Here is a 19,204-nt window from a genome sequence, read left to right as displayed (position 1 = left end):
ACGAGCCCGAAGGGGGTAGTCGATGGGAACCACGTTAATATTCGTGGGCCTGGAGGTGTGTGACGGATGGTGTAAATGGTCTGGGCTTATTGGATTGCTCCAGGCTGTGAAATCGTCCCAGGAAATAGCCCCTCCGTATAGACCGTACCCTAAACCGACACAGGTGGAATGGTAGAGTATACCAAGGCGTTTGAGAGAAGTATCCTGAAGGAACTCGGCAAATTGCCTCCGTACCTTCGGAAGAAGGAGGCCCCATATAAGCGCAAGCTCTTATGGGGGGCACAGGCCAGGGGGTAGCGACTGTTTAGCAAAAACACAGGGCTCTGCTAAGTCGGCTTCAAGACGACGTATAGGGCCTGACGCCTGCCCGGTGCCTGAAGGTTAAGAGGAGGTGTGCAAGCACTGAATTGAAGCCCAGGTAAACGGCGGCCGTAACTATAACGGTCCTAAGGTAGCGAAATTCCTTGTCGGGTAAGTTCCGACCTGCACGAATGGCGTAACGACTTCCCCACTGTCTCCAGGATATGCTCAGCGAAATTGAATTCTCCGTGAAGATGCGGAGTACCCGCGGTTAGACGGAAAGACCCCGTGCACCTTTACTGCAACTTCAGAGTGGCATTAGGAAAGAGCTGTGTAGCATAGGTGGGAGGCTTTGAAGCATCGACGCCAGTTGATGTGGAGCCATAGGTGAAATACCACCCTGCTGTTTTCTGATGTCTAACCTCGTACCGTTATCCGGTACAGGGACCCTCTGTGGTGGGTAGTTTGACTGGGGCGGTCGCCTCCTAAAGAGTAACGGAGGCGCGCGATGGTGGGCTCAGGACGGTTGGAAACCGTCTGTTAGAGTGCAATGGCATAAGCCCGCCTGACTGCGAGACTGACAAGTCGAGCAGAGACGAAAGTCGGTCATAGTGATCCGGTGGTCCCTCGTGGAAGGGCCATCGCTCAACGGATAAAAGGTACGCCGGGGATAACAGGCTGATGATTCCCAAGAGCTCATATCGACGGAATCGTTTGGCACCTCGATGTCGGCTCATCACATCCTGGGGCTGGAGCAGGTCCCAAGGGTTTGGCTGTTCGCCAATTAAAGTGGTACGTGAGCTGGGTTCAGAACGTCGCGAGACAGTTTGGTCCCTATCTGCCGTGGGCGTCGAAATTTGAGAGGAGTTGACCCTAGTACGAGAGGACCGGGTTGAACATACCTCTGGTGTACCAGTCGTTCCGCCAGGAGCGCAGCTGGGTAGCTATGTATGGACGGGATAACCGCTGAAAGCATCTAAGCGGGAAGCCTCCCTCGAGATAAGATTTCATCGAGCCGTCGTAGACCACGACGTTGATAGGCTGGATGTGGAAGTGGAGTAATCCATGAAGCTAACCAGTCCTAATTGCTCTGTTCGCGCTTAAACGGTTCACTTGTGAACCGCAGAGTCCCACCATCAATGACAGCACTGGCAACAGGTAGCTTGAATGAGATGGCGTGGTTCTTAAGCCAGCCAGAAATCACGACACACACAAAACACCGTGCACGGTATCGATTATAAACCCTGATTTTGCGCCAGCTTCATTGCTTGGTGACCATAGCGTCTGTGACCCACCCGATCCCATCCCGAACTCGGCCGTGAAACCAGTCTGCGCCGATGGTACTATTGCTCAAGCACTGGAAGAGTAGGGCGTCGCCAGGCATTGAAGCTCGCGCAAAATCAGCAAAAACCCATTCACATTGTCAAAAAAGGCGGCCCCAAAGCCGCCTTTTTTGCGTTACCCCAAAACCAAGGGGCAACCACGTGTCGCGGGATGGAGCAGCCCGGTAGCTCGTCAGGCTCATAACCTGAAGGTCGTAGGTTCAAATCCTACTCCCGCAACCACCGAAACCGACATTCCACAAAGCCCCGACGCCAAAGCGCCGGGGCTTTGTGCATTTTCGGCCAATCGACGCTGTTCGATCCACTCCAGGATCCTGCCAAACTCGCCGTAGAGCATGGCGTTGACCTCACCGCGCTTCGCGCCGGGCGTAAGCTCGATGCGCTCGATCAGCGCCCGCAACGCATCGGCGGCTTCCTGGCGCTCTTCCGGCTGCGATAGTGCGTGCGTCAATCGCTCGACCTTGCGCCGATAAATCTCGGAGATGTTGGGATGGATGTCAGGCACGTCAGCAGGGGCCGCAGCCAAACGAGCGCGGATCGCATCCTCCTGCGCTTCCAGCTCCAAAAGCTCATCGACAAGCGCGCGTGTGCCCTTGCCTGCCTTTGCGAGTGTCACGAGGCCCTTGATCGCCTTGAGGACTTTCTGCAGCTCGGTTCGATCAGCGATTTCTGACGCGCGGCGCTGGTGGTTGATCCGGTTGCTCTCCTCGACATAGGTCCGAATGGCCTCTGCCGCGACCTCCGGGGTCATCATCCGATCGCGCAGACCGTCAAGGACACGCGCCTCCAGCTTGTCGCGCGTGATGCTATGCCCGTTCGAGCAGCTTTTCGTATCACCATGGTTCGAACAGGCAAACCGCCCCTGCCCGCGAAGGGAATAAGGACCGCCGCAGCAGCCGCAGTAGACAAGGCCGGAGAGGAGGCTTTTCGGGCGATGCGTTCGATTAAGAGCTGTCTGAGCAGAGCGAGTTGCCGCAATGCCGTCGGCATATTGGATCGCGATATTCTCCTGCCTTGCCTTTACAGCCTGCCAGAGTTCTTCGTCCACGATCCGCAGGTCAGGAACCTCGGTCACAATCCATTCGGATTTGGGATTGATGCGGGAAACCCGCTTGCCGGTTTGCGGGTTCTTCAGATAGCGCAGCCGGTTCCAGACAAGTTTGCCGATATAAAGCTCATTGTTGAGCAGGCCGGTGCCGCGCTTGGCGTGGCCGCGGATCGTGGTCGATGTCCATAGCTTGCCCGTTGGGGCTGAAATCCCGGAGTCATTCAGACGGCAGGCGATTGCGTGGGGGCTGAGCCCATTGGCGAACTGTCGAAAAACCTGACGAATGACTTCAGCTTCGGCGGCATTGATACTCCGCTCGCCGTGGACCGGTTCGCCTTCGCTGGAGAAGCGCCGCACGACGTCATAGCCAAAGCAAAGCCCGCCACCCGATTTGCCCTTCTCGACGCGGCCGCGCAGACCGCGATGGGTCTTCTTCGCAAGATCCTTGAGGAACAGCGCGTTCATCGTGCCCTTGAGGCCGACATGCAGTTCGGAAACTTCGCCCTCGGCCAAGGTGACGATCTTCACGCCGGCGAACTGGAGATTCTTGTAGAGCGTGGCGACGTCGGCCTGGTCGCGCGACACCCGATCCAACGCCTCGGCCAGCAGAATGTCGAAGCGCCCCATCTGCGCATCGTGCAAAAGTGACTGGATGCCGGGACGGAGTATGACGCTCGCGCCCGAGATCGCTGCATCCTTATAATTGGCGACAATCCGCCAGCCTTCGCGCGCCGCCTGTTCACGGCATATCAAAAACTGATCGTCGATCGATGCAGGGCTCTGCTTATCGTCGGAATAGCGGGCATAAAGCGCTACGCGTGGCATTTGGAGTCTCCAGAGATGAGCTTTGGGGGCAGTCTACAGATTTGATCATCCTTGCCAATCTGCAGCCGCGATCAAAATTAGAGCGCGCTTCTATACTGCCCTGCGGTCGGTCAGCGTCGATGGGCGGGCTTCGAAACCGTCATCAATAAACCGTCGCGGCGTGCTACCGTTGGCTTTAGTCGGCTGTCTGTGAGCAATTATTTGCGACGCTGGTGCAATCCGCCTTCTGTTGATCCGGCGGTCCGAGCAGATGCTCGGCCAGCTTGTTCCGACCTTGAGCGATGTCGTGGCGCAGGCCCAACGCCACCAAGCTTCGTTTCACCGATCTATGACGGCCCGACCGATGCGCTTTCGTCGCTCTCGTCCGGCCAGTCGTCCGGAACGAGCGCGGGCGGCTTGGTCCACGGTTGCTCGACCAAGGCGGACTGGAACCAGTCGTCGCGAAGATTGGCGTGTTCCGTCACGATAATCTGGAATCCCCTGGCATCCTCCTCGCCAAAGCGCCGGAGCACCTCGAACAAGCGGCGGACGGCTTCAAGATCCGCATCCGTTTCTGTCTTCTCGATCGATCCGCCGGCTGCGGCATAGACCGTCTCGGACGGAAAATAGACCTGGGTCGGTTGGTCGATTAGCAGGAAACGCGGCAAAGGCTGATGGTTGTTGGCGGCGAACCGGTGGAGCGCCAACAGGGCCGCCAAGTGGTAAGCAAGATGGTTCTCGCCCCCGCCCGTCCTAGGCATGTAGATCGGTCGGCTCGGTCGGTCGATTACAACGGTAAGGTTGTGCATGTCGAGGCGCGCCGGATACTGGCCGAATTCGCCGCCCAAATCGGTGATGTAGCGCGACATGTGCATGGAGATGTTGTTCAGCGTCGAGGCGAGCCGTTCGCCGGAATCATCGGCCCCGATCTTTCGTTCCAGATCGTCGCCCTTCGCTTTCAGCCGTTTCTCCTCGGCCTCAAGACGCGCCATCTCGGCGTCGGGAATGAGATTCTCCAGGAAGAGGCTGACTCGGCCCACAACCCGGGACGCGGCGTTGTTGCGATTACCCATCTGCGCGATGACCTCGTTTGAGGCGATCGCCGCCGACAGCTCGACCTCTTTGGTGCGGATCTGATCCCCAACCGCCTCAAGCGCCGTGCGCTGATCCACAAGATAGGCGTCCAGGGCAGGTCGCTCGCCCCGAACGGCGGTCATTTCCTGGTCCAGCGACTCGAGCTCCGCCAGAAGCATGCTCGCGATAGGGCTGGATAGCGCCAGATTAGCTTCGGCGAAGGGCCACTGCCACTCGCCCGTTTCCTTGCTTTTCGGTAGGGCCTTGATCGAGGCCAGACGGTCGTGCTGCTCCCCGGCCTCGCTCTCGAAGCCCTCCGACCTTTTGGCGAACTGGACCGTAGCGTCGATCCGTCGCTGAATCTCGCGACGCTGCTCGCGAAGGCCGAAGAGGTTTGTTTCAATGGTGGCGACCCTCTGGCCGTCGTCTTCGGGCACGGGTGCCGGCGTCCACGACAGGGCGTCGCGAAGGAGGCTGACGATAGGCTCGCCGGCGCCGCGGTCGGTGGCGAATATGCCGACGCTGCGCGCTTCCGAAATCAATCCAAGAGCGCGCTCCTCGGAGGTTTCAACCGCGCCCCTGGCCTGCTCGAGCAGCTTGCCGTTCAGCCGGCGATCGCGCTGGACCGTGCGCAGCTGGGCCTCCAGCTCGTAGCGGTTTCTCGAGGATACCCCCAGGAGAATAGGCAGGGTGTCCTTGATCGCCTGTGGTTGGAATGGCTCGTTTTGCCGGTAGAAGAGCTGGTCCTTGTTGGCGACGATCGTCTGCTTCTGGAACAGATAGTAATAGGTGTGCTTGATATTAGCGTCATAGCTCTCACGGCTGTTCTCCAGCGGCACCGCCGTGGTGTTCTCGGGGATGCCGATCATGCGTGAGAGAAGGGTCTCGACCCCGCTGTCGTCGTCATTGACCAGAAGATCAGTGTGGTCTGGAGCAGCGATGTCCGCACCGCGCCGGATCATAGCGGTGCTGCAGCTGCTTCGACCTGAGCTCGGCGACGGCTTGGCCACCAGCACCTGCTCTCCGGCGAACTGATAGATGACGGCGAACCAGCTTACGCGATCGCGTATGACCCCTTCGGGAATGTTGAAGGTCGAGCGCCCCATGCAATATTCGATGATTTCCGACAGAGCCGATTTGCCGGTCGAGGACCGTCCAGTGATGACATTGAGGCCGTTCAGGTGAAACTGCACATCCCGCCTGCGGCCGTCATAGCTATAGAGGTGGATCGACTTGATCTTCATGGTCGGACCCCCAAGGTCGTGTAAATTGTGACGCGATCGCCAATCTGGGCGAATTCGCGACCGAGGAATTTCGCCACCCGCTGACAGGAGATCGACTCGGGCGTGCCATCTATTCCCTTGCGGACGCCCTCTCGGACCGTCCGCAGGCGACCGTCGGGCGTGACGACGAGGGCGCCCAGCTGCATCAGCAACCCGAGCGCCTCGAACGCGAACGGCAGGAGATCCGTCGTTCGTTTCGGCAGATCGACGAGCATCTGCGGATTGGCCGCAACGATCTTCAGAAAATAGCTTCGGTTCGCCTTGGCGAGGGTTTCCCGCGCGTCCCGCTGCAGGCAGAGCGGCAGGACGAGCACTGTAAGCGAGAACGGCATCCCACGCACATCTTCATCCTCATAGGCCGCGAGCGCGCGGAACAGGACAAGGCCGCAGAAGGCCGGATTGAAAAGGTTCCTGATCTCTACGGGTCTAAGGTCCCACCGCTTCATGCAGCCACCCCGAGCAGATCGGCGAGGCGCTTCATGAATGCGGGATTCCAGTGCACCCGCGGCATGGGACGGGCGTTGGCGAGAATCTGAAAGGCGCCGCGAACGACGTAAGCCTCGGTCACACGCTCCCTGATCCGCAATTCCCCGGTTTCCGTTTCAGCCCATTTGTAGAGTTGGCGTCCGGCCGCCCGGAAAGCGTCGTCCCCGCTGGCATCATGAAGGGTCTCGAAGATGATATCCCGGAAGCGGCCCCACTCTTCGATCAACCGATCCTCATATTCTTCCATCTCCCCCGAGATCAGCAGATTCTCCCGCGCCCAGCTCGACCGCTGCTCGAAGGCGCGGTAATAGTCGATGATAGCGCTCTGGATGCGGGCGGGGGATACGTCGAGGTCCCGGAGTTGCTCGACAAATAGACGGGTGTCGTTGGCGACGTCGATCCGCCCGTCGGGCATCCGGCCGCGGAAGGTGATGGGCAGACTGTCGGACCGGTACTCTTCGGCAATCGAAGAGAGCTTGTCCGACACCTCATGGCCGTAGACCGGGCCTATTCGCTCACCGGTGAGTACCTTGATCATCAAGTCCATCCACCAGCCTTCCAGCCGCTGGAAGAGCGGACCCCGGACGTCCCGGCGGACGGTCCTTAGATGCTGGTCGAGCACGATCTGCGAGATCGTGTCGATACGCGGGCTTCCGTCCAGAATGAGGATCCGGCCATAGAAGTCGACGAGTTCGTCCTCCGTCAGTTCGGCCAGATCCGTCTTGGTCTTGCCGATCGTCGCAGAGGTGCTGCGATCTAGAAGCATTGCGGCCATTGCTGCTCGATCTGCCGGATCGCTATCGACCTCCGCAAACAGCGTCAGCTTCGATCCCGGCGCGATGACCGCCGTCGTGAACAAGACGAAGTCGGCGTTAGAGCTGATCCTGCCGTTGTCGACATAATAGGCCAGCCATACCCTCACGGATTTCCAGAAGTCGACGTCCAAATCCGTCAGCCTGTCGCCCTCGGCCTTGTGCTTCAGCGATGCCAGAGTCTTTCGTCCGCTCGCCGTGTCAAACTCGAGATCGTCGCTTTTCTCGATGAGAAGCGAGGTGCTTTCGGGCAGGGACAAAAGCCTCAGCAGCGCTAGCCTGGGCTGATAGATGAAGCCAAGTCCTGACTCCGCAGCGGAAAATATCGAGCGAGGTTCAGGCATTGTGTACGGCATCCCTTACCGCATGATGTCCTACGGTCATCCAATGAATCCCCTCATCGTCGCCTGATCATGGATGCAACTTCAGCTCGAAACAATAACTGAATAGCTACTCGAAGCGCATCAGCCTGTCGGGGCAGACCGTCAAGCCCTACACGATCTTTGACGCCTCGATCACCAAGGGGCTTGGCTTTGCCGAACTGATGCTGCGCGTCGATAATATGTTCGATAAGGTGTACGCCGCGTCGGGTTTTTCGGCGCAGAGCGGGCATTTCCCCGGCGAGCCGCGGACATTCCTGGCCGAACTGCGCTTTCAATTCTGACCATGGATCAGTCCCGCGTGAAAAAGGGCCGGTCGCTCTGGTGGGTAATGCATAGCTGGATCGGCCTGAAACTGTCGATCTTCCTGACTTTCATCCTGGCGACGGGCACTTTTGCCGTGTTCGCGCATGAAATCGACTGGCTGGCGACGCCTGCCATGCGGGTATCGCCCCGGTCAGAACCCGTCGCGTCATGGGGGGCGTGGGCGCAGGCTGCGGCCCGCGCCACACCGGAGGCCCGGCTCCAGACGCTCTATGCGCCGATCGACCCCTGGTTCACGGTGGAGGCCTGGGTCAGTCGCGGCAAAGGAGCACCGGAGCGGGTCTATGTCGACCCCTGGACGGCGGAGGTCACCGGCAGGCACGGCTGGGCCAATGTCCACCGTTTCCTGCGACAGGCCCATCGCCACCTGATGCTGCCGACGAAGATCGGCATACCGATCGTCTGTTCGCTGGCCCTGTTGCTCGCGATGTCATTGATATCGGGTATCGTCACCTACAAGAAATGGTGGCGCGGCTTCTTTCGAACGCCGCGCGGCGGAGATGTTCGGCGGACGACCGGCGATTTGCATCGTCTGATGGGTTTGTGGAGCCTATGGTTCGTGACGCTGATCGCGCTGACCGGCCTATGGTATCTGGTGGAGACGTTGGGCGGGAACGCCAAGGTGCCCAAATTGCCGGATGTGGCGGCTGGTGCGATGCCGACCGGAGCCGCGCTGGACCGGCTGGTCGCCGTAGCGCGCCGCGCCGATCCTGCGCTCGATATTCGCGAAATTCGTTTCACGCCAGACAATGGCGTCATCTTCCTGGGCCAGTCCTCCGCCTGGCTGGTGCGGGATCGCGCCAATGCAGTGGTTGTCGATCCGGCTACGTCGCGCGTCGTCGCGCGACTCGACGGACGCGCCTTGAGCGCGCATCAGCGTATTTCCGAAATGGCCGATCCGCTGCATTTCGGCACGTTCGGCGGGCTTTGGACAAAAGCCATCTGGTTCCTGTTCGGCGCGCTGCTGACGGCGATGGCCGTCACCGGCACGATGATCTACGCGATGCGGCTGGCCCGAGCGGCGCGATCCGAAACTGGTAGCATGAAGATCGCCTGGGAGGGCATGGGTGTCTGGGGATATGTCGGCGTTGCCCTCATTCTCCTTACCTTGACCCTGACGCCGGGATCGATTGGTGGGGCCAGTTGAAGGAAGTTCGGTAGAGTCAGGAAGTGACGCGGTGCCGTGCGGCGCGCTTGTGGGGCTTGCCAGACGATCCGTTTCTACTCCCTGCTCATCGAACCGGACGTGCAGATCTCCCGCATCCGGCTCTCGGACAAGACATCACGCCTTCACCGATGGCAGGCTGCGGCCACGGCAGCCAGACGCACGAGGCCGAACCGCTCGTATAGCTCAGGGTCGTGATAGGCTCCCTCTCGCCGTCATCTAGTCTTGTATTTGGCGCGCAGCCACCGACGCAACCGCACCACTGTGTAGCTGTCGATGGCCCGGTATCCCTTTCTCGTGGTACCAACCGAGAAGTAGTTGGCCCAACCGCGCAGCACCCGGTTCATCTTGGCCACCAGATATGTGGTATCCTGCCATGTGCGCGCTCGGTCCGTAAGCTCGTGGATCGTTGCGCCAGCCTTGAGCCAAGGTCTGTTAGGGTAGGATGAGAATGCAGCCCGAGCAAAATCGACGACCGCTGACGCTCAACCTGCCGCATGGGAATGACGGGTTGCCGACGCGAACAGGTGCACCGCAAGCTCGATCCCTGACATCGCACGCCCTACGGCATGGCCCCGACCCGAATATATGGCAGGAACATAGTCTGAACGAATTCGCTTGCCTCCGCGCCTTGGCACATGCCATCCGCCGCGCGCGTGGGGCCAGCTTTCTATCCCGCGTTTACAGGACCAGGTGAATTGTGGCACGCTCTACGCGACAAGGAGAATGCATGCACTTGCGTAAGGATGAGTCACTTGATGCATTGGCTGAGAAAGGCAATGTCGCCCAGTTCGTAAGCTTCGTGCCGGAGCAGGGATCGCCTCGGCAGAGCCGCCTGCGCATATCGGGGCATGTCCCGAACCAGTCCTTTGATGACATTCATAGCGCGATATGCGCCCTTCTGGCTCATTCGCCCGATGGGACCGTCAATGTCCGGAGCTACACACCCGACAGCCCCCGCAGTCGGGAGTTTCTCTATGCCTTGGGTAGTGTGGACGAAGCTGTTTCTGCTGTCGACCGCCTGTCCGCCGAAGGCCTGTACACCATAGTGAATGAAACGGTGGATGTCGCAGATGGTGGCGTATCGGGCGTCGTCCAGGCTGGAGTCATAGAGTTCGCTCCTGACGACACGCCACGCTGCGTCGAAAAACCCGGCACGGCATCCCTGCCCTTGGAACTGGGCACGAAGCTCCTTGAGACAGTTTATGGATTCGCGCCTGATCTCGGCGGTGCCACAGGCCGCGTCGAGTTCAGCATTCATCCAAGGCCTCGTGGGTGGCGGGGCACCCACACCCTGCTCTGGGAGCAGGAAGATATGGGGCAGGAGGAAGAAACGATGGCGAGGCTCGAGTGGCCCAATCGCTTCAGCCGCCACATCGGAGACAAGCTCTATGGCCTATTGATGGCAGATCTTGCTGGCGGCCAGGTTCCCAGGACATTCGCTCTGTCGCGCCGGGTCGCCCCCTTCCTGTTCGGGGCAGCTACTGGCTCCCAGGAGAATTGGATACGCACCTGCCCGACAGAGCAGCAGCCCGGTCTTTTTACGACTCATCGGGGCTGGCTCGACCCCTACAAACTCCTCGCCAGTGAAGACCCCGATGGCACTGCAATCGCATCGATCCTTTCCCAGTCAGGCATAATTGCACATTATGCCGGCGCCAGCCTGGTAGATGCCAATGGCAGTGTCGTTGTGGAAGGCGTGGTTGGACTTGGCGACGCATTCATGCTCGGCACGCACTTGCCGGAAAAGCTGCCGGCCGACATCATCGCCGATGTCGAGCGGGCGCATTGCGCAATGTCGCAGACGTTCGGGCCAGTGCGTACCGAATGGGTGCATGATGGCCAGAGCGTGTGGATCGTCCAGCTTCATTGTGGGGCCACGACGAGCACCGCCCATGTCCTCGTGCCGGGCGAGCGCGACAAATGGATGGGCTTCCAAGCCTCGCAGGGACTGGAAGCTCTGCGAGCGCTGCTGTCTTCGATTGATCGCGATGTAGGCGTAGAGATTGTCGGCGAGATCGGTATTACAAGCCATATGGCCGATGTTGTACGCAAGTCAGCTGTGCCGACCCGCGTTGTGAGGGCCTGATCGTCAGATCCTGTCGAATACCGAGCCGAAACGAGGGCTGAAGAGGCGTTCATAGGTCTTCAGCAGCGCTCCATCCGTGAGATTTGCGACATAGTCGCAGATTACACGGCTGGGACTTGGGGCGCTTTCGAAGAGGCCCGCCCATTCCGTGGGCATAAGGCGCGTGGGATCCGACGCAATTGCCTCAAATACGGCAACCACCATACGCTGCCCCTTGAACTCAAGATGCTGCACGCGGGGGCTGTTGATTACCAGTCTCACAATCAGTGATTGAAGCTCTTCCAGCAACCGTGCCGCTTCTGGCGCAATCACCGCGCGATAGCGCAGCAGCGGCTCGGAGAAGCATGCCTCTTCCTTGAGTATGATTGAGCGTATGAAATAATGGACAAGCCGCCCGATCGCACCTTTGCGGGAGGAAGGCGCTCCAAACAGCCTTGTAACCAGCTCATCATGGTCTCCTCGACCGCTGGGTACCAACGGGCGCTTCGCGAGCGACGCCAGTAGCTCAGAGCAAAGCTCTCCATCTATCGCAGAATAGAATTGCTCGCGGGTGATGAAGCCAAGCGCAATCGCATCCTCGAGGTCATGCACGCCATAGGCAATGTCGTCGGCAGCATCCATGATCGAACAGTCGAACGATTTGTGCGGGGTGTCGCCATGCTTGCCGTCGCGGAAACTGAGATCGACAAACCCCGCCCGATCATCGCCGCCAAGAGCGGAAAGAATCCAGTCGAAAATGACGTGATCGTCATCATAGCAGGCCTTTACCGGCTTGCAGCTTCTTGCATCGAGCGTTTCGATGGTCGTAGCGCCGGCCGCAAGCTGGGGTTTGATGGCAGGGTTGCGGGCAGCCGAGTAGAGCGAGGGATATTTCAAAATACCAAGGAGGGCCCGGCGAGTGAGGTCGGCACCATGCTCGTCGGAGAAATTCTCCAGCCGCGAAAGCAGCCTCAGCGTCTGGGCATTTCCCTCGAAGCCTCCGGCATCGCGCATGCAATAGTTAAGCGCCATTTCTCCGCCATGGCCAAACGGCGGATGGCCGATGTCATGTGCAAGCCCGATGGCCTGGATGAGCGGTGCGGACGGGACCAAGCCATGGACGGACGCGAAGGCAGGCTCAGCGCGAAGATGCTGTGCTATGCCTTCCGCGACCTGGGCGACTTCCATGGAATGAGTGAGGCGGCTACGATAGAAATCATCGTCACCCAGCGAGAGTATCTGTGTCTTGCCTTGGAGGCGACGGAACGCGCCGGAATGGATGACGCGCGCATAGTCTATCTCAAAATCGGTCCGGACATCATCGACATGGCGGGTTCGGCCGCTTGCCCTCTCATTCCATCCTCTGGCAACCTGGCTCATAGCGTGCCTCCGTTCAGGACGAGGTTGAAGCAATAGAAGGTTGCGAGCAGCGTCAGCCCGATCAGGATGATGTGATAAACAAGCATGAACAGCCAATGGAGCAGGAGAGAGTCGAAGAACGTGACCGCAAGCGCGCGTCCCAGCTGCGAACACCAGCGTTGTGTTCGGTTATAAACTCCTGCGCGGCCGTCCAGCAGAAAATAGGCGATCACGACGACCAGTGACACCATGACGGAAAAACCGGTCAAAGCGGGATTGCTCGCCAAAGTTGGAACCCAGCCATCCAGACCTCCCAGTCCTATGGTGCCTGGAGCAAGTCCCTCCTTCACCTTCGCGAGCGCACCGTTGTGCGTGCTCACCAAGGAGCTCACAAGCGCAGTGCTGGCAATGAACATCGTAGGCAGCGCAATGGCGACTTGGATCTTCTGGGAAAGCCTGGTGGAGTTGACGTCGATGCTTGCCTTGATCGAATCTTTCAGGTGCTTGAAGTCATAGTCGTGCACCGAGGTCGATTCTTGGAACCTGACCTTGTTGTCCTGTGTGCGTGTATGCCCCATGAGCGAGGCTTGGAACGCCTCGGCATATGAAATGATACCGAGGGATTTGCGCTGGTCGGTCAGGCCGCCTTCCCGGTTCAGCCGCTCGATTTCGCGAGACAGACTCCATAGCGTCTCGCGCCGCCAGGCAATCTCGTCGTCATGCCCTGGCTCGTTCAGCTTCTTGCCGAAGCGATAGAGGGGCGTAATCTGATCCGAGGTCTCGTCATGATGCGTATGATCGTGGACCACATCCTTGATGAAATAATAGCCCTGCTCTGCGACCCAGTCGAGAAGGTCGTCCTCGACGTCATTCGGCTTCTGGCCATACCAGACGCGACATTCGCCTGTGCGCATCAAGGCAAAATCGAGGATAATTGCCGGACCAGCCTGATCGACATGGTAGCGAACGTCATTGCGTAAGCTATCGATCGTCGTATCGGTTGCTTCGCTACTGCAATCCGAGGCTGGATTCATGCAAGGTGTGCGAAGGAGGCGGTCGATCTCGCGGATTGCCACCTTCTGTGCGGCCTTGGCCTTCTTGCTGTCCATCCGCGCCCAGAGCCGGATCGTGCCCCGAATCATGCCTTGACGATCCTTTTCAGGATGAGGCTTTCCGTCCCTGATGACTGGAATGTCCGTAGCCGCAGTTTCGGCATCCAGCATCCAATGCAGGGATATGTCGGGAGCAATGATCTTCGCGAGCCATTCAGCCAGCGGATAGTCGTTGACGGTCCGATGCTGGTGCACCAGCACGATCCTTGTCGGCCGTTTGCGAAGCGGTTCGGTGAAGCTTTCCGCCCTCTTAGCCGCGCCAATCATGCTGAATGACAGGTGGCTCCGCACGTTGGGAACCCAGCCGGCATAGCTGCGATATGCCTTTATCCAGGCATCTGTCTCCTGCTGTCCCCCCATGGCCGTCTAGTTTAGAAAACGTCCTTCGAGATGGTACGGGTCTCTCGAACCTTGAACTTACCATTTTTGTAACGGACGCCAATGCCAGCACGCGTCGGCACCAGAGAGCTACTATCTTGCCGACGAACCTTGGCCCGCAAGAACGCGGAAACCGTTACACCAGCTCGCTCGAATTCGCGCGCATCAGCCAGCCCGCCGCGCCATATACGCGCGGCAGCAGCTACCAGCGACATCAAAAGCCATAGCAAGAGCGGTAGCGCTGCGGCTGCAATAACAACGATGATCATTGTTCCCATTACGTTCGTGCTACCTGATTGGTTGCGTCCTTGCAACATCTTGTCGCGTAAACCCGTAACTCTCCCGATCGTATGAAGCCGGGGCAGCCTCATTTTTGATGATCGTCTGCTCCTCTCTAGCACATTTGATGATCGCGAAAAGGCGATGTGCTTCCATCAAATTGCTTTGATGACGAAAGTCGATCTTCAAACCTGAAGCCATCCGAGCAGGGATGTGCCGCCATCGCTTCTGCGGTCGACCCATCCTCCGCCGTTCAGATGCCAAATTTCTATACCTATTAGCAGACCGTCGGCTTCTTCACTCACCCCGTTTTCGAGTGGTCGATAGCGGATATCAGGCTCCGGGCTTTCAGGCTAAGATAGCTGCCGTTGCCACCCGGGCGGCTCCCGACCAGTTCGATTTGTCGTGCCTGTCGAGAACCACTATAATTTGCTCTAAATCAAACTCAGCGACTATCAGATGTATCGCCTATAATCCGGGCTTACCACTTGGCCTTCGCTCATATACTTCAGCACCTCACCAACCTTTCGGGCAGCTCGAATTGGTACCGGCAGCCGCTGGTTCATCTGGGTCGAATTCCAGTTGATCTTCGTCAGCGAGAAGACCTCTTCCGCGATCTGCGCCACGGTGCTGTCGCTGCTGGGGTGAGGGCATAGTAGCAGTGGCCGAGGCACGTACAGCCCAGGATAAGTACCATAATATGGAATACTCCCGTTCGTGTAGAGCAGCCCCTTGCCATCTAGCTCAACGAACGTGCCTCGCAGGACCGGGTAATCACCATCCCGAAGGATTTTGGCGTCATAGGACTCCTGAACCCACACTAGATCCCGATACTCAGTCTCCGATTCGTTCAGCGCGCGCAGGATGCCGTCAGCCTCCTCGGCACGAAACCTTGATGTCTTTAGGATGATTACCCGGGCCGGAGCATGTTTATGATGGTCGCGGTACGCCTTCAGCGCCCCCTTTACGAGTTCATAAGCGTCAGCCTCGGTCATGTAGGGATGCCGACCGCGCGTCTCAGTCTGGGCACGCTTGCCTTTCAGGATGAATCCTCGACCTCGTTCGTCGAACATCTGGGCCGCGCTGGTCCAGAGTTGTTGGCCGCTAACATCGCGGTAAAAGCTGACGCCGATGTAACAGGCGCGAAACTCGCCTTCCTTCGGCAGGCGACGCCACGGGATGCGACCAGAGCCCTTATAGTAAAGGGTAGTAAGCAGGTTCCAGGTGCGCCCGGCCTGGTCCTGAATTTTTCGATCGCTGCTGACTTTTACTTTTTTGGAGATCTTGGCTTTTTCGTCGATGACGTCCTCCCAGATGATCTGGATCGGGAAGTTGAGTGGCATCGCCCTAGCCTTGAGCAGCCCCCGGAAATTCGGGGCATTCGAACCGCCAGCATCCTCTTGCTCGGTCGTGCCTACAGCATCCGTTCTGGCGTTCCAGACCCGCTCAATCAGCGCGACTGGCAGAGCAATCACCGCAACATCGGGCCGGTTTCCGCTGTCGTCGATCGTTTGAAGGATATCCATGATGGCCTCGACCGCCATCTCGACCGCCTTTGCGTGATTGGGCTCTTTCATGATCCGATCGATCTGCGCCTTGGTCAGCGCGCCGCAGGCGTCGTCGTCAACCTCGAAGCCGCAGCGGAACGGATTGCTATTGTGCAGGCCTGGGAAGTTCGGATTCATGTTCGGGTGGCTTTCCGCCTTAGACGCAAACCCGTGTGCAGCCGCCAAGAAGAACTCCTTCGAGCCTTGGACCGTCTTAGCGTCACCTACCACGCCCAAGCGAATCTTGTCCCCCAGCGGTGCCTGCAGCGGACCAGCATCCATCAGCCCAAGGCGAGGGTCTTGATGGCTATGCTGATCACCAAATTCGAGCAGCGGCTCATCGAATACTCGGCACTCAAATTTCATTGAACAATGACCCCGTCACATCACCATCATCTTGCTCTGCGGACGTTCGTCGGCCCCAGACATCGTCCGGCACAGTAGTTGGCAGCTCGATTTCCGGCGGAGGGTCGAAGCGCAGGGTTACAGGCGGTCCGACAGGCTCGGCAAACAGATCGGTAGTACCGCCCTCATACTGCGTAAGGAAGCGATGCCACATGATCACTTGGCCGCGGATCGCAGCGTTGTTTTCCAACCGCTTCTTTCCCGAGAGCAGAGCGTCCGGGAAAGGATGGCGTAAATAACCGTTTGTTGTGAAGTGGTAGGTCGGGCTGACCATAAGAAACCACTGATCCATCATGCACTCGAACTTGGGCGCGAAAGCATGATGCCTGACGAAACCGACTTTGCCGGGCACCTTCGTGCTCATGGTGACATTAACAAGATCGGCTTTCGTTTTAACCTTGGTCGACTGGTAGTGAAATGTTCGCGGCCGACTGTCTTCATACGCTTTCACGTAGAAGATCCGGTTATCCTTATCCCAAGCCAGATCGTCCTGCATCTGGTGTTGGAGTGTCTGACGCAACAAGAACGCGAAATTGTTCTGCTCGTCGATGTCCTCATGATACCCGATCATTCGGGTTTCTATAGCTTCTACCTGATCGAGTTCGACGAACGAGCCGGTCACCTCCTCACGTGGGTCGTGAAAGGACCAAAACGTGCCATCCTTGATCACCCAGTCGTATCGCGCCGTTTCCCCCGTGTTGTACATTTCCTGGAGCGCGCTTTTGCGATCGAAGGGCGTACTCGCGACGAATATCTCGGTAGGCAGATTGATCGGCAACAGATTGACCAGCGCGGTCTCGCCACCACCCAATGGCGGAACGTAATAACCAAAGCCGTTGATGGGGACCGTCAGGGCGGCAAGCCGATCGAGCGATGACTTGTCTAGCACATCCAAGTTCTTGTCAAACGTGAGCCGACGCTGCTCCACTCCTGGCTGGGTCTGAACCTGTGCCCAGTAGTGGCTGTCGTCACTCTCCCGGTACATCACCACGATGACAGGGAGATTGGACGTCTTCCAGTAAGCGAGGTCCTTTACGTCCAATAGGTATGTGAAGCCGGTGTCCGTCTCGGACGAGTACTTCGCGCCCCGCGTCGACTTGATTTGCACAGCAATCATGCGGGCCGTCGGTTCGCCATCGATCATGACTTCCGCCAAGCCGTCGATGCCCGCCTCCAACCGACTGCGCGAGTCGAACTGGAAGCCCATGGACAAGAAACGCTTGCGAACTGCCGCCTCGCCCAACTCGCCGATCAATTGGTTGTCGGTGATCTTTTTCGCCATGGCTCGATGATAGAACATCGTTGCGACCACGCCATCTCGATTTTCGAGAATAGTGATTTTCTACGATTTCCCGCCTGTTGCCCCTTGTTTTTTGCCTCGCGCTTTCGCTCAAACTAAGCGCGTGCTCGCGGACAAGCGGCATTCCCAGGAGGTGCGCTACAGGGAAGGGAGCCACGGCCATCGGACGGGGGTACCAGTCGCACATTCAAGCCAAAAAGCTCTGCAAAGGCATTACCCGATTATACGATGGTCCGAGCAACCATTGCTTGAAGCAATTCCTCGCGCACAAGCGCCTTTCCGTTGAGAATTACCTCGCCAAAGGTGTCGTCAATGACGCGATCGTGACCGTCATGAACGTGCACATGGATCCCGTATTCCTGTGGCCTGCTGGCGGTCCATACAATCGCCGGGGTCGACGCCCAGACTGTGTAGCTGTGCCCTTCATAGTCGTCGAGATTCAGACTTCGATCGGGCAGAAGACAAGTAAGATGAGTTGCTGTTCGATCGTGCAACGGCTGTAGCGGCGTCGAGATTATCGCACCCTTGCTCCAGTTGCTGTCCTTTCCGCAATTCGCGCAAAAGTGCTTGCGATGAGGGGTCTTGCCAAAATCACCTAGGTCAAGATGAGGATGCCCGCAGTTCGAGCAGTCTATACAGCCCATTTCCTGATGCGCTTCGAGCGCGCACACAAAATCGAAGGCAGCCGGTGGGGTGATATCGACCCGGAAAGTGCTATCGTCGCCAAACAGACCTTGCCGCGTCGGATAAACAGCGGAGATTACTGCGAAGTCTCTGTCGACGCGTTTATGGGAATTAGGCGTGTCGCGCACGTGGACGTGGATTTTTGGCGGGCGGGGTTTAATCTCAACGGTGGAAAGTGCCGCAGGCATTGAACACCAGACCCCGACCTCCGCATGCTTATCGAGGTACACCGTGTAGGGGTTGATCTCGTAGTTCATGAGCTGGGTGTGGTTGGCGCATCGCATTTCGTTTGTCGACTGCAGCGCGGCGAGATCCGCCTTGATGCCCCAATGGCTCTGGTGCGTCCGGCACCACCATCTGTTGGCACCGTGTCGGTACTTTCCTGCATAAACGAAGTCGCATGGCAGCTCAATTTCAGTGGCGCGCTTTTCCGTGAAGTGGCGGAGAATGTCAGGTGAGCGAACCTCAATGTTTCCTATTGTCTGTCCATCCGCCCAGCACACCGCGCCACGTTCTTGCAGTTCGTCTTCAACAACAATCGGCCGTTCGTCAGTGATCTTGCTGACGAGTGTCCGCTCCTGCCCAAGGCCGCCTTTAGCCCACCAGAGCTCGACGCACCCAGACGTGGGACAAATTTTCCTCTCGATTATCATCGATTTCCTCCCGGAGTAGCTCACGGTCGGGTACCGCGCTTCGATCGCAAAACCTCCCGCGGAAATCCACTAAGAGCGTTCTGCTGCCCCCCAGCCTCTATAAGGGCCTGTCGTTTAGCAACATCACGCCGCAGCGCGCGTAGCCAGCAATGTCGACCCAGGAATCGAGATGGTCTGGCGTTTGCACTATACGCGCCACCTTCGTGATAACCATACCTAGGATCTCACGGATTTGCAGATCCCTGCACTCATCCACTACGGACCTCAGCGCGGCAATACGACGATATGTGTCTTCGGGAGCGCCGTAGATGTCGCGTCGATCAAGGGTCACGGTCGCGTAGGCCGTATCGAATTGCTCTAGCAAGCTGGTCGGACGCTGACCCTCGCTCATTGCACTTTT

14 protein-coding genes, 1 tRNA gene, 2 rRNA genes and 1 pseudogene (1 of these 18 cut by a window edge) are annotated in these 19,204 nt (G+C 58.3%); 6 read left to right on the top strand and 12 right to left on the bottom strand.

Features of this window, described 5'->3' with window-relative positions:
* From ACZ2HM_RS13760 to ACZ2HM_RS13745, 4 genes are all read left to right on the top strand, one after another.
* Nucleotides 1–1,404: ribosomal RNA gene (locus ACZ2HM_RS13760) — 23S ribosomal RNA — on the top strand (it extends 1,391 nt beyond the left edge of the window).
* 163 nt (nt 1,405–1,567) lie between these two features.
* Nucleotides 1,568–1,682 (top strand): 5S ribosomal RNA (gene rrf / locus ACZ2HM_RS13755).
* Between the two features lie 106 nt (nt 1,683–1,788).
* Nucleotides 1,789–1,865, top strand: a tRNA-Met gene (locus ACZ2HM_RS13750).
* A 46-nt stretch (nt 1,866–1,911) separates the two neighbouring features.
* A complete protein-coding gene (locus ACZ2HM_RS13745) occupies nt 1,912–2,082 on the top strand; it encodes a hypothetical protein (RefSeq protein WP_470425460.1) in 171 nt (56 codons plus the stop codon).
* Nucleotides 2,083–2,463: 381 nt separating this feature from the next.
* Here ACZ2HM_RS13745 and ACZ2HM_RS13740 read toward each other — a convergent pair.
* From ACZ2HM_RS13740 to ACZ2HM_RS13725, 4 genes and pseudogenes are all read right to left on the bottom strand, one after another.
* A pseudogene (locus tag ACZ2HM_RS13740) lies at nt 2,464–3,516 on the bottom strand (recombinase family protein); the annotation flags it as partial.
* A 326-nt stretch (nt 3,517–3,842) separates the two neighbouring features.
* The gene (locus tag ACZ2HM_RS13735) at nt 3,843–5,813 is read right to left on the bottom strand and encodes a DUF3732 domain-containing protein (protein ID WP_470425459.1); all 1,971 of its coding nucleotides are present in this window, start codon (nt 5,811–5,813) and stop codon (nt 3,843–3,845) included.
* Nucleotides 5,810–6,298 (bottom strand): three component ABC system middle component, encoded by a 489-nt coding sequence (locus ACZ2HM_RS13730; protein ID WP_470425458.1) that lies wholly within the window; start codon nt 6,296–6,298, stop codon nt 5,810–5,812. The genes ACZ2HM_RS13735 and ACZ2HM_RS13730 overlap by 4 nt, the downstream gene beginning before the upstream one ends.
* Nucleotides 6,295–7,494, bottom strand: a complete 1,200-nt coding sequence (locus ACZ2HM_RS13725) for an ABC-three component system protein (RefSeq protein ID WP_470425457.1) — start codon at nt 7,492–7,494, stop codon at nt 6,295–6,297. Before ACZ2HM_RS13725 ends, ACZ2HM_RS13730 begins: the two co-directional genes overlap by 4 nt.
* Before the next feature lie 337 nt (nt 7,495–7,831).
* Here ACZ2HM_RS13725 and ACZ2HM_RS13720 point away from each other — a divergent pair, with 337 nt between their 5' ends.
* Nucleotides 7,832–9,001 carry a PepSY-associated TM helix domain-containing protein gene (locus tag ACZ2HM_RS13720; protein WP_470425456.1) on the top strand — a complete coding sequence of 390 codons (1,170 nt, stop codon included), beginning with the start codon at nt 7,832–7,834 and terminating at the stop codon, nt 8,999–9,001.
* Nucleotides 9,002–9,234: 233 nt separating this feature from the next.
* Here the strand turns inward: ACZ2HM_RS13720 and ACZ2HM_RS13715 are convergent, their stop codons facing one another.
* On the bottom strand, nt 9,235–9,375 hold the full coding sequence (locus ACZ2HM_RS13715) for a group II intron maturase-specific domain-containing protein (protein WP_470425455.1): 141 nt from the start codon (nt 9,373–9,375) through the stop codon (nt 9,235–9,237).
* A gap of 374 nt (nt 9,376–9,749) precedes the next feature.
* On the opposite strand from ACZ2HM_RS13715, the gene ACZ2HM_RS13710 reads away from it, so the two are divergent.
* Nucleotides 9,750–11,108 (top strand): hypothetical protein, encoded by a 1,359-nt coding sequence (locus tag ACZ2HM_RS13710; protein WP_470425454.1) that lies wholly within the window; start codon nt 9,750–9,752, stop codon nt 11,106–11,108.
* A 3-nt stretch (nt 11,109–11,111) separates the two neighbouring features.
* Here the strand turns inward: ACZ2HM_RS13710 and ACZ2HM_RS13705 are convergent, their stop codons facing one another.
* From ACZ2HM_RS13705 to ACZ2HM_RS13675, 7 genes are all read right to left on the bottom strand, one after another.
* A complete protein-coding gene (locus ACZ2HM_RS13705) occupies nt 11,112–12,467 on the bottom strand; it encodes an anti-phage deoxyguanosine triphosphatase (RefSeq protein ID WP_470425453.1) in 1,356 nt (451 codons plus the stop codon).
* Entirely contained in the window at nt 12,464–13,918 is a 1,455-nt protein-coding gene (locus ACZ2HM_RS13700; protein WP_470425452.1) for a hypothetical protein, read from the bottom strand. The genes ACZ2HM_RS13705 and ACZ2HM_RS13700 overlap by 4 nt, the downstream gene beginning before the upstream one ends.
* Nucleotides 13,919–13,929: 11 nt before the next feature.
* On the bottom strand, nt 13,930–14,205 hold the full coding sequence (locus ACZ2HM_RS13695; RefSeq protein ID WP_470425451.1) for a hypothetical protein: 276 nt from the start codon (nt 14,203–14,205) through the stop codon (nt 13,930–13,932).
* A gap of 465 nt (nt 14,206–14,670) precedes the next feature.
* Nucleotides 14,671–16,128, bottom strand: coding sequence for an argonaute/piwi family protein (locus tag ACZ2HM_RS13690; RefSeq protein WP_470425450.1), 1,458 nt, complete (start codon nt 16,126–16,128; stop codon nt 14,671–14,673).
* Nucleotides 16,118–17,449, bottom strand: a complete 1,332-nt coding sequence (locus ACZ2HM_RS13685) for a DUF4365 domain-containing protein (RefSeq protein WP_470425449.1) — start codon at nt 17,447–17,449, stop codon at nt 16,118–16,120. Before ACZ2HM_RS13685 ends, ACZ2HM_RS13690 begins: the two co-directional genes overlap by 11 nt.
* Nucleotides 17,450–17,688: 239 nt before the next feature.
* Nucleotides 17,689–18,804 carry a hypothetical protein gene (locus ACZ2HM_RS13680; RefSeq protein ID WP_470425448.1) on the bottom strand — a complete coding sequence of 372 codons (1,116 nt, stop codon included), beginning with the start codon at nt 18,802–18,804 and terminating at the stop codon, nt 17,689–17,691.
* Between the two features lie 97 nt (nt 18,805–18,901).
* On the bottom strand, nt 18,902–19,195 hold the full coding sequence (locus tag ACZ2HM_RS13675; protein WP_470425447.1) for a DUF6378 domain-containing protein: 294 nt from the start codon (nt 19,193–19,195) through the stop codon (nt 18,902–18,904).
* Nucleotides 19,196–19,204: the final 9 nt, after the last annotated feature.

The organism is Sphingobium sp. KKT206, assembly GCF_055640555.1.
The sequence above is the reverse complement of the archived record's forward strand: the minus strand, read 5'-3'. Positions and strand labels throughout refer to the sequence as shown.

What these genes read in the sequence shown, in the direction of transcription:
- ACZ2HM_RS13735 (WP_470425459.1), bottom strand. Translation starts at nt 5,813, where the DNA reads ATGAAGATCAAGTCGATCCACCTCTATAGCTATGACGGCCGCAGGCGG.
- ACZ2HM_RS13730 (WP_470425458.1), bottom strand. Translation starts at nt 6,298, where the DNA reads ATGAAGCGGTGGGACCTTAGACCCGTAGAGATCAGGAACCTTTTCAAT.
- ACZ2HM_RS13725 (WP_470425457.1), bottom strand. Translation starts at nt 7,494, where the DNA reads ATGCCTGAACCTCGCTCGATATTTTCCGCTGCGGAGTCAGGACTTGGC.
- ACZ2HM_RS13710 (WP_470425454.1), top strand. Translation starts at nt 9,750, where the DNA reads ATGCACTTGCGTAAGGATGAGTCACTTGATGCATTGGCTGAGAAAGGC.
- ACZ2HM_RS13705 (WP_470425453.1), bottom strand. Translation starts at nt 12,467, where the DNA reads ATGAGCCAGGTTGCCAGAGGATGGAATGAGAGGGCAAGCGGCCGAACC.
- ACZ2HM_RS13700 (WP_470425452.1), bottom strand. Translation starts at nt 13,918, where the DNA reads ATGGGGGGACAGCAGGAGACAGATGCCTGGATAAAGGCATATCGCAGC.
- ACZ2HM_RS13695 (WP_470425451.1), bottom strand. Translation starts at nt 14,205, where the DNA reads ATGATCATCGTTGTTATTGCAGCCGCAGCGCTACCGCTCTTGCTATGG.
- ACZ2HM_RS13690 (WP_470425450.1), bottom strand. Translation starts at nt 16,128, where the DNA reads ATGAAATTTGAGTGCCGAGTATTCGATGAGCCGCTGCTCGAATTTGGT.
- ACZ2HM_RS13685 (WP_470425449.1), bottom strand. Translation starts at nt 17,449, where the DNA reads ATGGCGAAAAAGATCACCGACAACCAATTGATCGGCGAGTTGGGCGAG.
- ACZ2HM_RS13680 (WP_470425448.1), bottom strand. Translation starts at nt 18,804, where the DNA reads ATGATAATCGAGAGGAAAATTTGTCCCACGTCTGGGTGCGTCGAGCTC.
- ACZ2HM_RS13675 (WP_470425447.1), bottom strand. Translation starts at nt 19,195, where the DNA reads ATGAGCGAGGGTCAGCGTCCGACCAGCTTGCTAGAGCAATTCGATACG.